The following is a 16,879-nucleotide window of genomic DNA, read 5'->3' as shown; positions in this document are numbered from 1 at the left end:
TAATCAGCCTGCGAAGCGGTAACCGAATCCGCGAACGGTTTCGATCATGTTCGCCCCGATCTTCTTCCGCAGGCGCTGGATGTGGACGTCGACGACGCGGGAGTCGCCGGCCCATTCGTAGCCCCAGACCGTGAACGCGATCTTCTCCCGCGAATACACGTGCTCGGGCTGCTCGGTCAGCAGCAGGAGGACACGCAGCTCGGTCGGGGTGAGGTGGACTTCCTCCCCGTCGACCTCGACCGTCAGCCGGCCGGTGTCGAGGACGAGGGAGCCCAGTCGTGTGCGGAACGGACCCAGCCCGCCGTCGGATCCGGACGTTTCCGCGGCCACCGTGGGCGAGCCGCTCGGACGTGGCGGAACCGCGCCGCCGATCGCCTCTTCGTCGTCGTCCGCCTCGGGGGCGGTGGTGAACTTCCCACCGGCACCGAGGTAGGTGTCATCGGATTCGAGCTGCGCTCGCAGCCGATCCCGGGTGTCCATTCCGGGGCTGGCGCCGAGGACCTCGGGGATGCCGTCGCCGGTGACCATGCCGCCGGGGCCGATCACGGTGTCGTGGTGTTCATCCGCCTCGGGGGCGGGGGAGTAGCCGAACCGGTCTGTGCCGGTCGTGATGAACCGGCGGACGACCGCACGGATGCGGGCGTTGAGCACCTGCATGTCGAACGGCTTGGTGAGATAGTCGTCGGCGCCGGCCTCGAGGGCCTGGACGATGTCGATGGCATCGGAGCGGGCGGAGATGATGATGATCGGGATCGTCGAACGCTCGCGCACGGCACGGCAGATGGAAGCGCCGTTCATCGTCGGCAGCATGAGATCCAGCAGGAGGACGTCGGCGCCGTTGGCGGAGACGAATTCGTACCCCTCGCGGCCGTCGGCGAATGCCGAGACCGTGTAGTCGAATCGTTCGAGTCCGATCTGCGTCGTTTCGCGGATGACCTCATCATCCTCGACCAGAACTATATGCATTACGTTTCTCCATTAAGCCGCGTGAAGCGTTGACCTGGTTCAAACCTACCGTCGTGCAGGCGATACACCTGCACCGACCAGCCGGATGGGCAGCATGCTTTGTCCCCGTCGGCGAACATGGCCTCCTGCACCACCAGTGTCCCATTTCTGCCGGGATCGACCTTGAGTTGATTGCCGGTGGCGATGAGTTCGAGGCGGGGCTCGCCCCTGTGTTCGCTGACGACCGCGCCGGCGATGGTCTCATCCCGCTGCTTGGGGTTGGCCACCGTGACCAGCTGGAACTTCTGTTCGCCGCTGAGGAACGGCGACGAGAACTTCAGGCAGTCCTTGCAATCGGCGATGACCTCGGCCGTCTCCGTGGCGCTGCCGGTGACCGCGTTGCCCGACGACGATTCGATGGCCTTGCGGACCTCGTCGAGCGAGAACGGCTCGTTCGGCTCGCCGGCGGCCTCGGTGTTGGGGGCGAAGAGCGAGGGGGAGGGGTTGCCCTCGGGCGAGACCTTGAGGCCGCGATCGGGTCCGCACGCTGTGACGGTGAACGTCATGACTGCCGCAAGGAGGAGCGCCGTGAAGGTGCGGAGGGTGCGACGGAGGGATGTCGAGTGGGGATTGTCGAGGGGGCTTGGTCCGACTGCTGTGGTGCCCGTAGAGGTTGCCGTCGGGGCCGATGCGTCTGCGCATGGCTCACGGCCAGGCGGGGCCTGGCTGGAGTGAAAAGAGCACAGCGCCTCCCCGGAGGCGCGTCTGACGGTGACTGGCACACCCTCATTTTTGCCTGTTCGGAGCCTGTAGTCCACCTGATCATCGGCGCAGGCGGGTCTGGGCCGGCCCCGGATCGGCTGGTCGCCGCGTTCTCCGTTGGGTTCAAGGCTTCTTGTGGCCACCTCGGTGTCGTGGGGATGGACGGTCAGGCACGGCCACCACGGTGCCGAGGGGATCGAGCTTCCAGGTGGGGCAGTCCACGACTTGATCTCGGCCACAGGATGGGTTGGCTCTCAGGTCTGACCGGTAGAATGGCGGGCATGGCGCCCACGAACACCCCGAAGAAGAAGTCCACAGGCGGCAAGCCCACCAGCACGGTGTCCTACAAGGACGCGCTCAAGGTCGGTGCCGTCTGCGCAATCGTCACCCTCGTCCTCGCGATCATCGTCACCCGAGCGTGGCAGGACGGCCGTGCCTTCGGTTACGCATTCATCTATGCCGGAGCGGCATTTGTGCTGGTGTCGGGTTTCACGAGCTACCTCAACTGGGTGATGCGCAAAGACACGCAGAACCAGAACCAGTCCTACCCCGTCATGCGCTGAGTCGCCCTACCGCGTGCTTCGCATGCGAGACAGCTCGTTGCTCGCATAACCTCGCGTGACTGTCATTTCCTACAGCTGCTGAGGCATCAGACACCGAAAGCGCCATAACGCCCTGCAGGAGCAGGGAGTTATGGCGCTTGTCATGAGGGATTCTCGCGGTCGAGGGGAGAGCCAGTCGTGTGGTCTGCGCGGGAAGCCGACCAGCCCCGCCGTTCGCACCGCAGCTACTTGAAGCGCAGCAGCCGGAGGCTGTTGAGGATGACGAACACCGACGAGAACGCCATTGCAGCACCGGCGATCATCGGATCGAGCAGTCCGAATGCCGCGATCGGGATCGCCGCAGTGTTGTAGGCGAAGGCCCAGAACAGGTTGCCCTTGATCAGCCCCAAGGTCCGGCGTGAGAGCCTGATCGCCTGCGGAATCTGCTGCGGATCGGACCTGACCATGGTGACGTCCGAGGCCGCCATCGCCGCATCAGTGCCCGACCCCATCGCAATGCCGAGATCCGCACCGGCCAGAGCGGCGGCGTCATTGACCCCGTCGCCGACCATGGCCACGGCCCGGCCCTGCTCCTGCAGTTCGCTCACCACGGAGACCTTGCCTTCCGGGCGGACATCCGCACGGACCTCGGTGATCCCGAGAGCCTCGGCGACCACCTCGGCGGCCTGGGCATTGTCCCCGGTCAGCAGCACGGTGCTCAGCCCCAGCGAATGCAGTTCGGCGATCGCAGCCTTGGCCGTCGGCTTGGCCTCATCGGAGACGAAGCTCAGACCGTGGAAGCGCCCGTCGATCGCCAACGCGACGATCGTGGCCCCACGCGGAACCGAATCGGCCGCATAGTCGACCGCGATTCCGCGCTCCCGGAGCAGGTCCGGGCGACCGGCGAGCACCTCGGCGCCGTCGATCGTGGCCCGCAGTCCGCCGCCGGCGATGTTGTCGAATTCCGTGACCGATGACTCCACCGACGCTTCCATCGACCCCGCCGAGGCGGCCCTGGCCGATTCCTCGACCGATCCCATCGAATCGGGCTCAGCCGGGACGGTTCCAGTCGGGACAGTCCCAGCCGCAGCTCCCGCCGAACCCGCCCCGACGATCTCGGGGGCGGCTGCGACGATGGCGCGGGCGATCGGATGTTCGCTGCGCGATTCCAGTCGGGCCAGGACATCGAAGTCCGCAGGGGACAACTCGGTTCCGGTCAGGCTCATCACGCCGGTGGTCAGCGTGCCGGTCTTGTCGAGGACGACCGTGTCGATCGACCGCGTCGACTCGAGCGCCTCGGGCCCGGAGACGAGGATGCCCAGTCGGGATCCGCGCCCGGACGAGACCGCGAGAGCCGTCGGCGTAGCCAGGCCCAGGGCACATGGACAGGCGATGATGAGCACGGTGAGAGCGGCATGCAGTCCAGCCGCCCAATCGCCGGTGACGAAGCCCCAGATGAGCAGGGTGACGACGGCGATGCCGAAGACGATCGGCACGAACACCGCGGAGATCCGGTCGGCCAGCCGCTGCACGGCGGGCTTGCCGTTCTGTGCACGAGAGACGAGATCGGCCATGGCCGCCAGCGTCGTATCCGCACCCACTCGGGTGGCACGGACCCCGAGCACGCCGGAGGTGTTGATCGTGGCCCCGGTGACGGAATCGCCGGGAGCGACCTCGACCGGCACGGATTCGCCGGTGAGCATCGCCTCGTCGATGGCCGAATGACCGGTCAGCACCTCACCGTCGGTGGCGATCTTCTCGCCGGGGCGGACGAGGAAGACATCGCCGACGACCAACTCGTCGATCGGCACCTGCACTTCGACACGGCCCGCGCTCGCGGGAGCGGCATCAGCTGCAGCCCCCTCCGCGCCAACTCCATCCGTGCTGGCACCCTCGCGCAGCACGGTCGCGGACTTCGCGCCGAGGTCGAGGAGTGCCTTGAGCGCGGCCGTCGCCCGGTTCTTCGCCCGATCTTCGGTGAGCTTGCCGATGAGCAGGAACACCGTGATCGCCGCGGCCGCCTCGAACCACACGTGGTAATCGCCCGGGATCGCCCAGCCATGGCCATCGGCGACGGCCCGGCCCAGCGTGAAGTAGGAGTACAGGCTCGCGACGGTGATGCCGACGCTGACCAGGGTGTCCATGGTCGTCGACCCACCGCGCGCGGCCTTGAACGCCGCCGAATGGAACGGCCACGCACCCCACGTGACGACGGGCAGGGCGAGGATCGCGACGATCCACTGCCAGCCGGTGAAGTGCCAGCTCATGACCATCGAGATCGCGACGATCGGCACCGCCAGGATGAGTGAGCCGATGAAGCGCGGCCGCAGATGGCGGGGATCGTAGTCGACGATCTCGGGGCCGTCGCCGCCTCCGCCGGGGCTGCGCACCGTGGCGCTGTAGCCGGCCTTCTCGACGGCGGCGGTGATGTCGTCGTCGCTGAGCTCGGAATCGATGATCACATGCGCGGTCTCCAGCGGCAGGTTGACCTCCGCGGTGACCCCGTCGAGGCGGGTGAGCTTCTTCTCGATCCGGGCCGAACACGACGCACAGGTCATGCCCGTGATGTCGAGCTCGAGCTCGCGGGGCATCACTTCACCTCGTAGCCGGCCTCATCGACGGCGGCACGGATCGCCGCATCGTCGAGTTCGTTCGACGAGGTGATCGTCACCGGGGAATCGCCCCCGGCGTTGAGGTCGACCGCGACGTCCGAGACGCCCGCAAGTGCGCCGAGCTCTTCCTTGACCGCGGCTTCGCAGTGTCCGCAGGTCATTCCCGAAACGGTGATGGTGGTGGTCGTCATCGTGCTCTCCTATCAGCTGTGAAAGTGTCCCGATGTCCGGGCCTCAGGCGTCGTCGCACCCCGAACGGGCGGACGCGGCCGTCCGGCTCAGCTCTTGATGAGTCGGGAGATGGCGGCTGATGCCTCCTCGACCTTCTTCCGCGCTTCCTCTTCGTCGCCGGACCCGGCGGCGTCGACCACGCAGTGAGCGATGTGCTCTTCGAGGAGGTTGATGGAGACCGCGTGCAGCGCGGCTGTCGCGGCGGAGACCTGGGTGAGGATGTCGATGCAGTATTTATCGTCATCGATCATCTTCCCGATGCCGCGGACCTGACCTTCGATCCGCTTCATCCTCCGCGTGAGAGCGTCCTTCTGCGGGGTGTATCCATGTTGCTCAGTCATGGTCACACTGTATACCCCTATGGGGTATGAATCAAGATCGACCCTCGCCGAGGTGGCTGTGCGTTTGCTCTCACCCCGACCCTTCCGTGTCGCCCGGCTCCTACAATCGAAGGTATGCGTGCTGCCAGACTGTTCCGGTTCCCGGTCAAGGGATTCCCCGCCGAGGAGCTCACCGAGGCTCGGGTGGTCAGGGACCGCGGAATCCGCGGCGACCGGATCGCGGCGTTCACCAACGGCAGCCTCGACGTCCCCGCCGACGCCTGGCACTCGTACTCCGCCTTCACCGTGCTCAAGAACGACACCGACCTGCAGAAATGGCAGGTAGCAGCAACCCTCCCCGAGGCGACCGACACCGAATCCGCGATTGAGTCCGGTCCTGATGATCGGAACTCCACCGTCGAGGCGGCCGACCATGACTCCGCGACCGTGACCCTGACGGCTCCGACGGGGGAGTCGACGACCTTCTCCACGGGCGATGATCAGGGCAGAGCCGCCTCGGCGAGCTTCCTCTCTGAGCGCATACCCCCTCAGGGTACATTCCCGCGCTGCCTGGCCGTCGCCGATCAGGGGATGTTCGACTCGCAGCGCTCGGGGATCTCGCTCATCAACCCCGCCACGGTCGCCGCGATCGCCGAGACGGACGAAGGACGGGCAGCCCTCGGCACTGATAACGATGAACTCGATCCGCTGAGGTTCCGCGGCAATGTCCTCGTCGAGGGACTCGCGCCGTTCGAGGAATTCGCGCTCATCGGTTCGATCATCCGCCTCGGCGGGGTGCGCCTGGCAATCCGCTCGACGATCGAACGCTGCCCGGCGACCACCGTCAATCCGACCACCACCGAGGTCGACGTCAATGTGCCGCGGCTGCTCAACTCCGCCTGCGGGCATCTGCACTGCGGAATCTACGGGCAGATCCTCGAGACCGGCGATGTCAGAGCCGGCGACGAGATCACCGTCGAAGGCCCAGCCCCGCGCGAACTCGTCAAGGTCGCGCGCACGCCGCGCCTCATGACCGTCGTCGGGCGTCAGCAGATCTGCAACGACATTGTCGAGGTGTCCCTGCGCGACGACCTCGGCTGGATCCGCGAGTTCGACGAACCGGGCACGAACCTGCGCGTCCACCTCGACCTCGGCGCACCGTTCTGGCGGACCTATACGATCACCGACGTCGAGGACGACATCGTCCGCATCGCCGTGCGCACCCAGGGCAAGGGCTCCCGGGCTGTGGCCTCATTGGAAGAGGGACAGCGGATCCTCACCTCCGGCCCGCACGGAACGATGACCGCCTCCCGGGTCTTCGGCGGCACAACGGCGCTGATCACCGCGGGCATCGGCATCACTCCGAGCCTCGGACTGCTGCGCAGCAACGGTCTGGGCGACCTGCCCGCCACCGATCGGATCCGACTCTTCCATGTCGACCGCGACCACCGCACCGCGTGCCTGTGGAACCGACTGCAGGACCGAGCCCACTCGGGCGCCGTCCCCGTCGAGACCCACCACCGTGACACCGCGACGGCAGGCCGACCCGGACACCGGGACCTCGTCGACTGGGTGGCCGGCTGCGACAACGTCATGGTCTGCGGACCCCGCGACTTCACCGCGGCCGTGCTCGCCGCCGCCGATGAGGCCGGCGTTCCCGCCGTCCACCAGGAGACTTTCGCCTCCCCGAACACGGGAATGAGCGAGGCCATCGCCGCCTGTTCCCCCGCCGAGGTGACCCTGGAGAACTCGGGAACGAGCTTCGTCTGGCAACCGCAGGAAGGAACCCTGCTCGAATCCCTGGAAGCGCGCGGATTCCGGTCACCGAGCTCCTGCCGAGGCGGATCCTGCGGAACCTGCTCGGTGTCCCTGGCCGCCGGATCCGTGCTCTACCCGATCGAACCGGCCACCCGAGTCGAGAGCGACGAAGTGCTCGTATGCTCTGCGGTCCCCGCCGGGCCCATCAGTCTGGCTCTCTGAACCCGGCAGCCTGACCAAGCAGGCTAACCAGGCAGGCTGACTCGGCGCTCTGACCCCGCCGGGTGAACCGGCAGAGGGCGCTCGACCGGGTGGCACAATGGTTTCCATGCCGAAGAAGAAGCGTTCCGTACTGTCGAAGGGGCCCGCCGGACCGGTGGGCCGCCTGAGTCGGTGGGTCCGCCTCAGCGCGGCCGGGCGGATCATGTTCGCGAACTCGATCATGCTCGTGGGCATCATGGTGCTCACGACGAGTCTGCTCTACCTCCAGCTCTCCCAGCTGAACACGAAACGCGAACAGGACCTGCTGCGGTCGGCCGCGGACAACATCTCGATGTCGCTCGGCCTCGTCGGCACCGGTGAGGTCGGCCAAGACGACTACTTCGACACCGAATCCCGCGACGATGTCCAGACGCTTCTCAACAACGTCATCAGCCAATACGGCTTCGACATCGCCGCGGTCGTGCCCATCGACTTCCTGCTCACCCCGCCGACCCTGGGCTCTCCCGGACGCCAGCAGGCGCTGGAAGCGAAGACCGCCTCGGCGGATTCCGGGAAGATCCCCGAGGACTCCATCGATCAGCTGGCCCAGGCCGTCGACGGACAGGCCCTGCAGGAGGGCAAGTCGACGGTGCGCTTCATCAACGACGGAGGCCCGGCCGACGGCACCATGTACGTCGTCACCCCGGTCTACGCCGAACACGTCGGCGTCGACGGAATGAGGTCCGACACGGTCGTCGGCGCCGTCATCGTCGGCAGCTCCGCCGATTCGGTCCGCGAGGGATTCATGGCACAGGGCAAATGGCTCATCGGCATCGCCGTGCTCACCCTCATCCTCGGCATCGGCTCGTCGTGGGTGACATCGCGAGGCCTGCGCCGGGTCACCGGCGACTACGGCGCCGACGAGCTGCGCAGCATGCTCGACTTCTACTCCTCCGTGCTCACGGCGGTCTCCGAAGGTCTGCTGCTCGTCGACCGAGCCCGCGGGATCGTGCTCATCAACACCGAGGCCCGGGAACTGCTGGGCATGCCTCCCGCCGGTGACGACGCGGACCCGGGCCCCACCTCGGCGGAGGAGATGCCGCTGCGCGAACTCGACCTGCCCGAGGCGCTGCACGATCTGCTCGCGTCCGGCCGGTGGGCCCGCGACGAGATCCACTACACCGACGACCGCGTCCTCGTCGTCAATCAGCAGCCCACCGAGGCGGCCAGCGATACGTGGGTCGTGACCATGCGCGATCACACGGAGCTGGCCGAACTCTCCGGCGAGCTCGTCTCCGTGCGGTCCTTCTCCGATTCCCTGCGCGCGCAGACCCACGAATACGCGAACCGGCTGCACATGGTCGTGTCCCTGCTCGAGACCGGGCACGTCGACGAGGCCATCGACTTCGCGGCCAAGGACATCGACGATCTCAACCGGGTCAACGGGGACGGGTCGATGACCTTCGACCACCCCGTCCTCTCGGCCCTGCTGCTGTCCAAGATCTCCCAAGCCGCCGAGGCGGGCATCGAGATGACGGTGGACACCGCGGACCTCACGGGCAACCTCGGCGGAGATGATCGCGACCTCGCCACGATCCTCGGCAACCTCGTCGACAATGCCTTCGACGCTCTGAGCAGGCAGGATGTTCTGTCCGAAGACAAGAGGGTCCATGTCGAGCTCTCCGGTTCCGGCGGTCCCGGCGGATTCATGATCGAAGTCAGCGACGACGGTCCGGGCATCGATGAGGAGTACCTCGACGCGATTTTCGAACGCGGCTGGTCGACGAAGCACGACGGTGTCGAGACCGACCAGGGGCAGGGGCGCCAGCAGACGGGCACCCGCGGGGTCGGGCTGTCCCTGGTCGTGCAGGCGATCCGCCGCCTCGGGGGAGCCGTCGACGTGCAGGGCCGTGGAGAGGACTGCGACCGATTCAAGGGTGCGGTGCTCACGGTATGGCTGCCGGACTCGGCCGGTGCAGGTCAATCTGGCCACAGCTCGATGTGACGGGACTGCAACACGATCAGGCACGCTGTCAAACGGGTGCAGATAGACTGGCGGCATGTCGGACTCAACTGTGCCTGAATCGAGCATCGGTGTGCTCGTCGTCGAGGATGAGGTGGTCGCCGCCCGTGCTCACGCGAAGTACATCGACCGCATCGACGGCTATCACGTCGCAGGGGTGGCGAAGAATGCGACTCAGGCGATGGCTGCTCTCACGGGGCAGATCTACGGCCTCGATTCCTCCGGCATCCACCTCGTCCTCCTCGACATGAATCTGCCCGACGGGCACGGACTCCAGGTCTGTCGCGCCATCCGCGGCCAGCGCGTCGACGTCGACATCATCGCCGTCACCGCCGCCCGGGACATGCAGATCGTGCAGGAGGCATTGTCCTACGGCGTCGCCCAGTACATCATCAAGCCCTTCACCTTCCCCGTCTTCAAATCCAAACTCGAGGCATATTCGTCCTTCCGCAACCGCCTCGGCGGGGATTCGAACGACGGCGAGGTCACCCAGACCGAGGTCGACAAGGCGATCTCGGCTCTGCGCACCCACACCGTGGCAGCGACTGCGAAGGGCGTGCCCGATGCGGTCCAGGCCGAGGTGAAGAAGCTGCTCAACGAGAACCCGGGTCAGTCCGCGGCCGAGTTGGCCGAAGGCCTCGGCGTCTCCCGAGTCACCGCTCGTCGCTATCTCGAATCCATGGCCGACGCCGGCATGCTCGAGCGGCGTCCCCGGTACGGTTCGGCCGGACGTCCCGTCCTCGAATACACCGTCGTCCCCGACGCAGGCTGACTATTCCGCGGATTCTGCACCGCTGGGTGGGCGAAATGGTCACGCTAGGTGGGCGAAATGGTCACGAAAAACCGTGGTCGGCGTGACCATTTTGACCACTTAGTGGGTCCGGATGGCAGGAATACGTGACCGTGACCGATGCCGTGGGCATTGTTGGGTCGATCCACGGCGTTCTGAGCGCCGAAACCGCCGTGGATCGACCTAACAATCGGTCATGGACCGACGTGGCGGCGGGCTCTGCGTGCCCACCCGACCTGCCGCATGGCAATGGACATTGCGGAACCCCCGGTAGAGGATGGTTCCATGTCGAAGAAGTCCCGGGTCTGGCTGGCCGTCTCACTCGTTATCGTGCTGCTCGCCGGAGCCGGGGTCTTCGCCCTCTTCCGGCTTCCGATGACGAAGTCCTCCGCCGCCGAGGCGGCCGCTCACGACCTCGCCGAAGAGCAGCTGAGCTCGGACATCTGGCATGAGAAGGACCTCGCCCAAGGGCTGTTCGACCGGGTCACGAAGTCGTTGGGCAAGAGGGTCGACCTGCGGTCGGTCACCGTTGACGACATCACCGAGGCCGATGGCCGCACCGTGGCCACACTCGACTGGACCTGGGCGAACAACGACGGAGAGTCCTGGGAATACAGTTCCCAGCTGCCGTTGGAGAAGAGCGGACTCTTCTGGTGGGCGGATCTCACGGAGAAGGCCATCCACCCGAAGCTCGGCAAGGGCGGCAGCTTCGCACTGCGCGCGAATCCAGGCGGACGCGGGAAGATCCTCGGTGCCAATGACGAAGTGCTCATGGAGGACGGGAAGGTCATCGATATCGGCATCCACCCGAACCGGCTCGAACCCGACACCATCGGCAAGCTCGTCAAGGGGCTCAATGACGGCGTCGACTCCCTCGACCTCGACGCCGATGACCTCGAGAAGTCGGTCGATGACGCCGAGGACAATCAGCTCGTCCCCGTCGTGATCCTGCGCGAAGACGACTACAAAGAGGTCAAGAGCGCCATCCACGATCTGCCGGGAATCCTCTTCACCGAGGATACCCAGACCCTGACACGCTCCCGCGGGTTCGCCCAGGCCACACTCGGTTCGGCCGGACCCGCCAGCGCCGATGACATCGAGAAGTCCAAGGGCGAGATCATCGCCGGTGACATCGTCGGGCGCACCGGACTGCAGAAGACCTTCAACTCCCGCCTCGCAGGTCCCGGCAGCGTCGAAGTCTTCGCCAAGGGCGATGCGACCGACGACAAGGGTGGGAAGACGAAGCTGACGAGCCTGCACGCCTTCGAATCGAAGGACGGCGACGATCTCGAGACCACCCTCGACGTCGACATCCAGGCCGCCGCGGACAAGGCGGCGGCGACCGCGAAGAAACCCGCTGCTGTCGTCGCGATCCGCCCCAGCGACGGCCATGTTCTCGCCGTGGCCAACCACGACCCGGGAGGAGCGGCCTGGGACCGAGCACTGAGCGGCCAGTACGCTCCCGGCTCGGTGTTCAAGATCGCCTCGGGGCTGGCGCTGCTCGACGCCGGGGTGAGTCCCGATGACGACATCGACTGCCCGAAGACCGTGAACGTCGGCGGCAAGAGCTTCAAGAACGCCGAAGACGAAGTGCTCGGCAACGTCAGCTTCGCCGAGGACTTCGCACACTCCTGCAACACCGCCTTCGTCTCCTCCGGCGAAAAGGTCTCAGGCAGCGAGTTGGCCGATGCTGCCGCCCAGCTCGGCATGCTCGGCGACGCCTCGGCCATCGGCGCGAAGATGGCCTCGGTGTCGGCCGACGATGACGAGGTCACCCATGCCGCGCAGATGATCGGTCAGGGCAAGGTGCAGTCGAGCCCGCTGGCCGTGGCGACGATGACCGCCTCGGTCGAGGCGGGGGAGACGATCACCCCGCAGCTCGTCCTCGGAGATGCGGTCGAGGAGGCGGAGAACGGCGACGGCGGCCAAGGCGCCGACGACGACAGCGACTCCCCGACGCTCGACGCGGACGCGGCGAAGGAGGTCTCCGAGATGATGCGCAAGGTCGTCACCGAGGGAACCGCCACCGATCTCGAAGATGTTCCCGGCGATCCCGTCCACGGCAAGACCGGAACGGCCGAATACGGCGACGAGACCCCGCCGCGCACTCACTCATGGTTCGCCGGATTCCAGGGAGACCTGGCCGTGGCCGTCCTCGTCGAGGATGGCGGATTCGGCGCCGAGGCGGCCGTCCCGGTGGCGCACGACTTCCTCGACGAGGTCAACTGACCACCACCGAGGCGGCTCCGTCGGGCGGAGCGGCAACCGCAGCTGACCTGCGGCCGCCGCCTCCCGACGGGGACGCGCCCCCTGCTTCATGCGCGGATTATTTCATGCGCAGCGACCGCATCACCTGAAGCGCACCGGACATGGCCTTCGCGAACGTCTTCTGGTCGAGAGGTCCAGCCGGCGCGATCGGGTGGAGGCGCTGCTGCGCGATCGTGTGCGAGTGCATGAACTGAAAGAGGCCCTCGGGTCCGTGCCGGTGGCCCAATCCTGAGGCCTTGACTCCGCCCGCCGGAGCGTCGATGGACCCCCAGCTGGCCGGGTAGACCTCATTGACGTTGACCATTCCGGCCTCGACCTGCCGCGCGATCTCACGCCCGTGGGAGCGCGAGTACACCGATGCCGAGAGTCCGTAGTCGCTGTCATTGGCCGCAGCGATCGCCGCGGCGTCGGACGGGACCGAATAGACGGAGACGACGGGACCGAAGGTCTCCTCCCGACGCAGCTCGGCTGACGCGGGAACATCCGTGAGAACTGTCGGAGCGTAGAAATAGGGACCGAGATCGGGCACTGGGTGTCCGCCGGCAAGGACCGTGGCGCCGACGCTGCGGGCCTGTTCGACATGGTTGGTGATCGTCTCGAGCTGCTTCGGCCCCGCCAGGGTGCCCATGTCCGGGCCGTACTCGAATTCGGCGCTGAGACGGTAGGCCCGGGCCGCCTCGGCGAAATGGGCGCAGAAGGTCTCATAGAGGTCCTCGTGGACGTAGATCCGCTCGATCGAGATGCACAGCTGCCCGGCCGAGGAGAACGACCCGCGAACGGCACCTTCGACGGCCTTCTCCAGGTCCGCGTCGGCGGCCACGATCAGGGGATTCTTTCCCCCGAGCTCGAGCGCGGTCGGGAGCAGACGCTGCCCCGTCTCGGCGGCGATCGACCGTCCCGCGGCCGTCGAACCGGTGAACGAGATTCCGTCCGCACCGGCCATGAGCGCGTGCCCGAGCTCGGAGGACGGGCCGGGCACGAGCTGCCAGACCTCGGGAGGCAGACCGGCGGCGATCGCCAGCCTGCGCATGAACACCGAGGTCAGCGTCGTGGTCGAATCGGGTTTGTGGACGACGGCGTTGCCGGCGGTCAGGGCCGCGAACAGGTCGGTCGCTCCCAGGGTGAGCGGGTAGTTCCATGGGGTGATGAACCCGACCACTCCCAGCGGAGTGTGCGTGATCTCGGTGCGGGTGAGCACGGGGATCGCCCCGCGCCGACGTTCGGGACGCAGATAGCGGGCGGCCATCACCCCGTAGTGGCGCAGCACGTTGTAGGTATCGAGGATCTCGTCATAGGCGTGGATGCGAGCCTTGCCGGTCTCGTACTGGATGATGTCGAGGAGCAGATCCTCGTTCCGAGCCAGTGCGGCGTGCAGTCGAGTGAGCACCTTCGCCCGGTGCTCCACCGACTGGGCAGCCCACGTGGGGCCGGCGATGCGGGCCGTGGCGTAGGCGGCTTCGATGTCGGCAGGAGTGTTCCGAGTGAACCGGTCGACCTCTCGGCCGGTGAACGGTTCGACGCCGCGCATCACCTCGCCCGAACCGGAGGCATCCTCGTACGGATCTGTGTCGAGGAAGTCCCGCAGCGCCGCGGTGACATGCGAGGATGCGGTCCCGGCGGTGCCTGCTGCGGAGACGTGGGCAGTGGTGTCTGTGGTCATCGGCTTCCTAATCCATGTGACGTAGGTCATCGCAGGCTAGACTACCCAATATGGTGTCGAGTGGTCTCCGGGGTGCGCTGAAAGGAACCTGTGCACCCACCGCCGTCCTCGATCTCGACGCCTTCGACGCCAACCTCGACGCCCTGGCCGAACGCGCTCGCGGACTGCCGATCCGGCTGGCCACGAAGTCCCTGCGCGTGCCCGCCGCCATCGACCGGGCGCTCGCCCATCCCGGCTATTCCGGTGTGCTCGCGTATTCCGTCCCCGAGGCACTGTTCCTCCACGCCCGCGGCATCCGCGATATCGTCATCGGCTATCCCAGCCTCGACCGTCCCGCCCTGGCGCGGATGATCGCCGAGGCGGATGCGCTCTCGAACATCACCGTGATGATCGATTCCGTGGACCACCTCGACATCATCGACGACGTCCGGAGATCCCTCGCCGAGGCGGGGCCGGGCTCCGCCCCGGAAGTGACCGTTCCGGACGGCACTGTCCCGGACGTGACCGCTCCGGGGGAGGACGCGACGAACCTCGCCGAGGCGGGAGCCGCCTCGGTGCGGGTGTGCATCGACGTCGACTCCTCCTATCGACCGGCCGAGTCCTGGTTGGGCGACCGCGTCCATATCGGGGCCAGGCGCTCGCCGATCCGGGATGCCCGATCAGCCGTCGCCTTGGCCCGGCAGGTGGCGGCTCGTCCCGGTTTCGACCTCGTGGGGATGATGTTCTACGAAGGCCAGATCGCGGGCACCGCCGACGCCGGACGAACGGTCAGGCAGGCGATCGTGCGGGCCATGCAGAAGGCCTCGATCGCCGAACTCGCGGAACGACGAGCCGCCGTCATCGCCGCGGTCCGTGAGATCGCCGACCTCGAATTCGTCAACGGCGGGGGAACCGGCTCGTTCGAGTCCAGTTCCGTCGAAGGCACACTGACCGAACTCGCCGCCGGATCCGGCCTCTTCTCTCCGGGACTCTTCGACGGCTACACGCATTTCCGGCACCGTCCGGCCGCGTACTTCGTGTCTCCCGTTGTGCGCAGACCCGGTCCCGGTTGGGTGACTGTCTTCAAAGGCGGGTTCATCGCCTCCGGAGTCCCCGCTCCAGACCGTCTGCCGACGATCGCATGGCCGCCGGGCCTCGAGTATTCCGGTCTCGAAGGCCCCGGAGAGGTGCAGACTCCGCTGACCGGGCCGGGCACGGACGCGCTGCGCATCGGCGATCTCGTGTGGTTCCGGCATGCCAAGGCCGGGGAGCTGGCCGAACATCTCAATGACTTCCAGGTCGTGTCCCAGGACCGCATCGGCGCTGTCTGGACCACCTATCGAGGAGAGGGACTCGTTCTGTGAGAGAAGTGCAGTCAGGGCGCGGCGAACGGGCCGGACGCGGGGCGAAAAGCGGCTCGGCGAAGGGCCGGCACGCGTTTCGGAACTGGGCCGGGCACGTCCACGCGCATCCGCACACGTTCTCCACTCCCGCCTCGGCGGAGGAACTATCGGAAATCGTCACAGCCGCTGCGGCGGCGGGGGACCGGCTGCGGGTCGTCGGGGCCGGACATTCCTTCACCCCCGTGGCCGCCGGCGATGACGTCATGGTCAGCCTCGACGGTCTGTCGGGAATCATCGCCGTCGATGAGGCGCGCAAGCGGGTGCGCTTTGCCGCCGGCACTCGGCTGCGGGACATTCCCGGGCTGCTCGAACCCGTCGGCCTGGCCCTGGAGAATCAGGGAGACGTCAACCCGCAGGCCCTGGCCGGTGCGATCTCGACGAGCACGCACGGCACCGGGATCGGGTTCACGGGGTTCGCCGGGACCGTCACCGGACTGAGCCTGATGGGCCCCGACGGTGCGGTGCGCGAACTCTCGGCCGAGGCGGAATCGGAGGTCTTCGACCTCGCGCGGGTCAGCCTCGGCGTCCTCGGTGTCATCACCGAGGTCGAGCTCCAGTGCGTGCCGGTATTCGACCTCATCGCCGAGGAGAGGGTGGCCGGATTCGATGAGCTCCTCGACGGGCTGGCCGAGCGGATGCGCGGGGCCGACCATTTCGAGTTCTACTGGTTCCCGCACACCGATTCGGTGCTGACGAAGACGAACACCCGGGTGGAGCCCGGGCAGGCCGGGCCGGGCCGCCTCGCCGAGGCGGGGGTGCGCAACCGTTGGCTCAACCTCCTCGACAAAGAGGTGGTGGAGAACGGAGCGCTGCGGTTGGCCGTCGAGCTCGGGGCGAAGGTTCCGGCCGTGGTGCCCTCGATCAATCGCATCGCCCAGTCGGTCGTGGCTGATCGGACCTACCGGGCTCCGGGCCACGATGTGTTCGTCACCCCACGGCGGGTGCGGTTCAACGAGATGGAATACGCGCTGCCCTTCGGGTCCGGACCTGAAGCGATTCGGGAGATCCGTGACGTCATCGAGGCCAAGGGGTGGTCGATCTCCTTCCCTCTCGAGGTCCGGTGTGCCGCCGCCGACGATGTGCCCCTGTCGACGGCGACGGGGCGGGAGACGATGTACATCGCCGTGCACCGCTTCATCAAGGAGGACTTCGCCGAGTACTTCCGCGTCGTCGAGGAGATTCTGTGCCGGCACGGCGGCCGCCCGCACTGGGGCAAGATCCACACCCGGACGGCTGCGGAGCTTGATGAGCTCTATCCGCGTTTCGCGGACTTCTGTGACCTGCGGTCCCGCCTGGACCCGGGGGCCATGTTCGGCAATCGATTCACCGACTCGCTGTTCGGTGTAGCTGGTCGCTGAGGAGCTGTCGGGCCGCTGCCGAGAAGC

Annotated in this window: 13 protein-coding genes; 7 read left to right on the top strand and 6 right to left on the bottom strand. The window is 67.0% G+C overall.

The features are described from left to right. Positions 1-3: 3 nt before the first annotated feature. On the bottom strand, positions 4-966 hold the full coding sequence (locus GUY30_RS17010; protein ID WP_062862665.1) for a response regulator transcription factor: 963 nt from the start codon (positions 964-966) through the stop codon (positions 4-6). Continuing rightward, positions 966-1,511, bottom strand: coding sequence for a hypothetical protein (locus GUY30_RS17005; RefSeq protein ID WP_062863002.1), 546 nt, complete (start codon positions 1,509-1,511; stop codon positions 966-968). Before GUY30_RS17005 ends, GUY30_RS17010 begins: the two co-directional genes overlap by 1 nt. 477 nt (positions 1,512-1,988) lie before the next feature. Here GUY30_RS17005 and GUY30_RS17000 point away from each other — a divergent pair, with 477 nt between their 5' ends. Continuing rightward, entirely contained in the window at positions 1,989-2,270 is a 282-nt protein-coding gene (locus GUY30_RS17000; protein ID WP_167200192.1) for a hypothetical protein, read from the top strand. 224 nt (positions 2,271-2,494) lie between these two features. Here the strand turns inward: GUY30_RS17000 and GUY30_RS16995 are convergent, their stop codons facing one another. The 3 genes from GUY30_RS16995 to GUY30_RS16985 form a co-directional block, all read right to left on the bottom strand. Continuing rightward, the gene (locus tag GUY30_RS16995) at positions 2,495-4,840 is read right to left on the bottom strand and encodes a heavy metal translocating P-type ATPase (RefSeq protein ID WP_167200189.1); all 2,346 of its coding nucleotides are present in this window, start codon (positions 4,838-4,840) and stop codon (positions 2,495-2,497) included. Then, on the bottom strand, positions 4,840-5,052 hold the full coding sequence (locus GUY30_RS16990; RefSeq protein WP_039211901.1) for a heavy-metal-associated domain-containing protein: 213 nt from the start codon (positions 5,050-5,052) through the stop codon (positions 4,840-4,842). Before GUY30_RS16990 ends, GUY30_RS16995 begins: the two co-directional genes overlap by 1 nt. Before the next feature lie 87 nt (positions 5,053-5,139). Continuing rightward, positions 5,140-5,433, bottom strand: a complete 294-nt coding sequence (locus tag GUY30_RS16985; protein ID WP_039211903.1) for a metal-sensitive transcriptional regulator — start codon at positions 5,431-5,433, stop codon at positions 5,140-5,142. Between the two features lie 114 nt (positions 5,434-5,547). On the opposite strand from GUY30_RS16985, the gene GUY30_RS16980 reads away from it, so the two are divergent. The 4 genes from GUY30_RS16980 (at position 5,548) to GUY30_RS16965 (ending at position 12,413) form a co-directional block, all read left to right on the top strand. Next, positions 5,548-7,392 (top strand): MOSC domain-containing protein, encoded by a 1,845-nt coding sequence (locus GUY30_RS16980; protein ID WP_167200186.1) that lies wholly within the window; start codon positions 5,548-5,550, stop codon positions 7,390-7,392. Between the two features lie 106 nt (positions 7,393-7,498). Beyond that, positions 7,499-9,376, top strand: coding sequence for a sensor histidine kinase (locus tag GUY30_RS16975; protein WP_167200183.1), 1,878 nt, complete (start codon positions 7,499-7,501; stop codon positions 9,374-9,376). 55 nt (positions 9,377-9,431) lie between these two features. Then, positions 9,432-10,166 carry a response regulator gene (locus tag GUY30_RS16970; RefSeq protein ID WP_167200180.1) on the top strand — a complete coding sequence of 245 codons (735 nt, stop codon included), beginning with the start codon at positions 9,432-9,434 and terminating at the stop codon, positions 10,164-10,166. Between the two features lie 303 nt (positions 10,167-10,469). Beyond that, on the top strand, positions 10,470-12,413 hold the full coding sequence (locus GUY30_RS16965; RefSeq protein ID WP_167200177.1) for a penicillin-binding transpeptidase domain-containing protein: 1,944 nt from the start codon (positions 10,470-10,472) through the stop codon (positions 12,411-12,413). A gap of 97 nt (positions 12,414-12,510) precedes the next feature. Here GUY30_RS16965 and GUY30_RS16960 read toward each other — a convergent pair whose 3' ends face one another. Then, the gene (locus GUY30_RS16960) at positions 12,511-14,112 is read right to left on the bottom strand and encodes a succinic semialdehyde dehydrogenase (protein WP_167200174.1); all 1,602 of its coding nucleotides are present in this window, start codon (positions 14,110-14,112) and stop codon (positions 12,511-12,513) included. A gap of 50 nt (positions 14,113-14,162) precedes the next feature. On the opposite strand from GUY30_RS16960, the gene GUY30_RS16955 reads away from it, so the two are divergent. Further along, on the top strand, positions 14,163-15,455 hold the full coding sequence (locus GUY30_RS16955) for an amino acid deaminase/aldolase (RefSeq protein ID WP_167200171.1): 1,293 nt from the start codon (positions 14,163-14,165) through the stop codon (positions 15,453-15,455). Continuing rightward, positions 15,452-16,852, top strand: coding sequence for a D-arabinono-1,4-lactone oxidase (locus tag GUY30_RS16950; RefSeq protein ID WP_228281504.1), 1,401 nt, complete (start codon positions 15,452-15,454; stop codon positions 16,850-16,852). Before GUY30_RS16955 ends, GUY30_RS16950 begins: the two co-directional genes overlap by 4 nt. Positions 16,853-16,879 lie beyond the last annotated feature (27 nt).

The sequence above is a fragment of the Brevibacterium pigmentatum genome (assembly GCF_011617465.1).
Lineage (GTDB): Bacteria > Actinomycetota > Actinomycetes > Actinomycetales > Brevibacteriaceae > Brevibacterium > Brevibacterium pigmentatum.
Note: the sequence above shows the minus strand (reverse complement) of the source record. Positions and strands in the feature narration are given on the sequence as shown.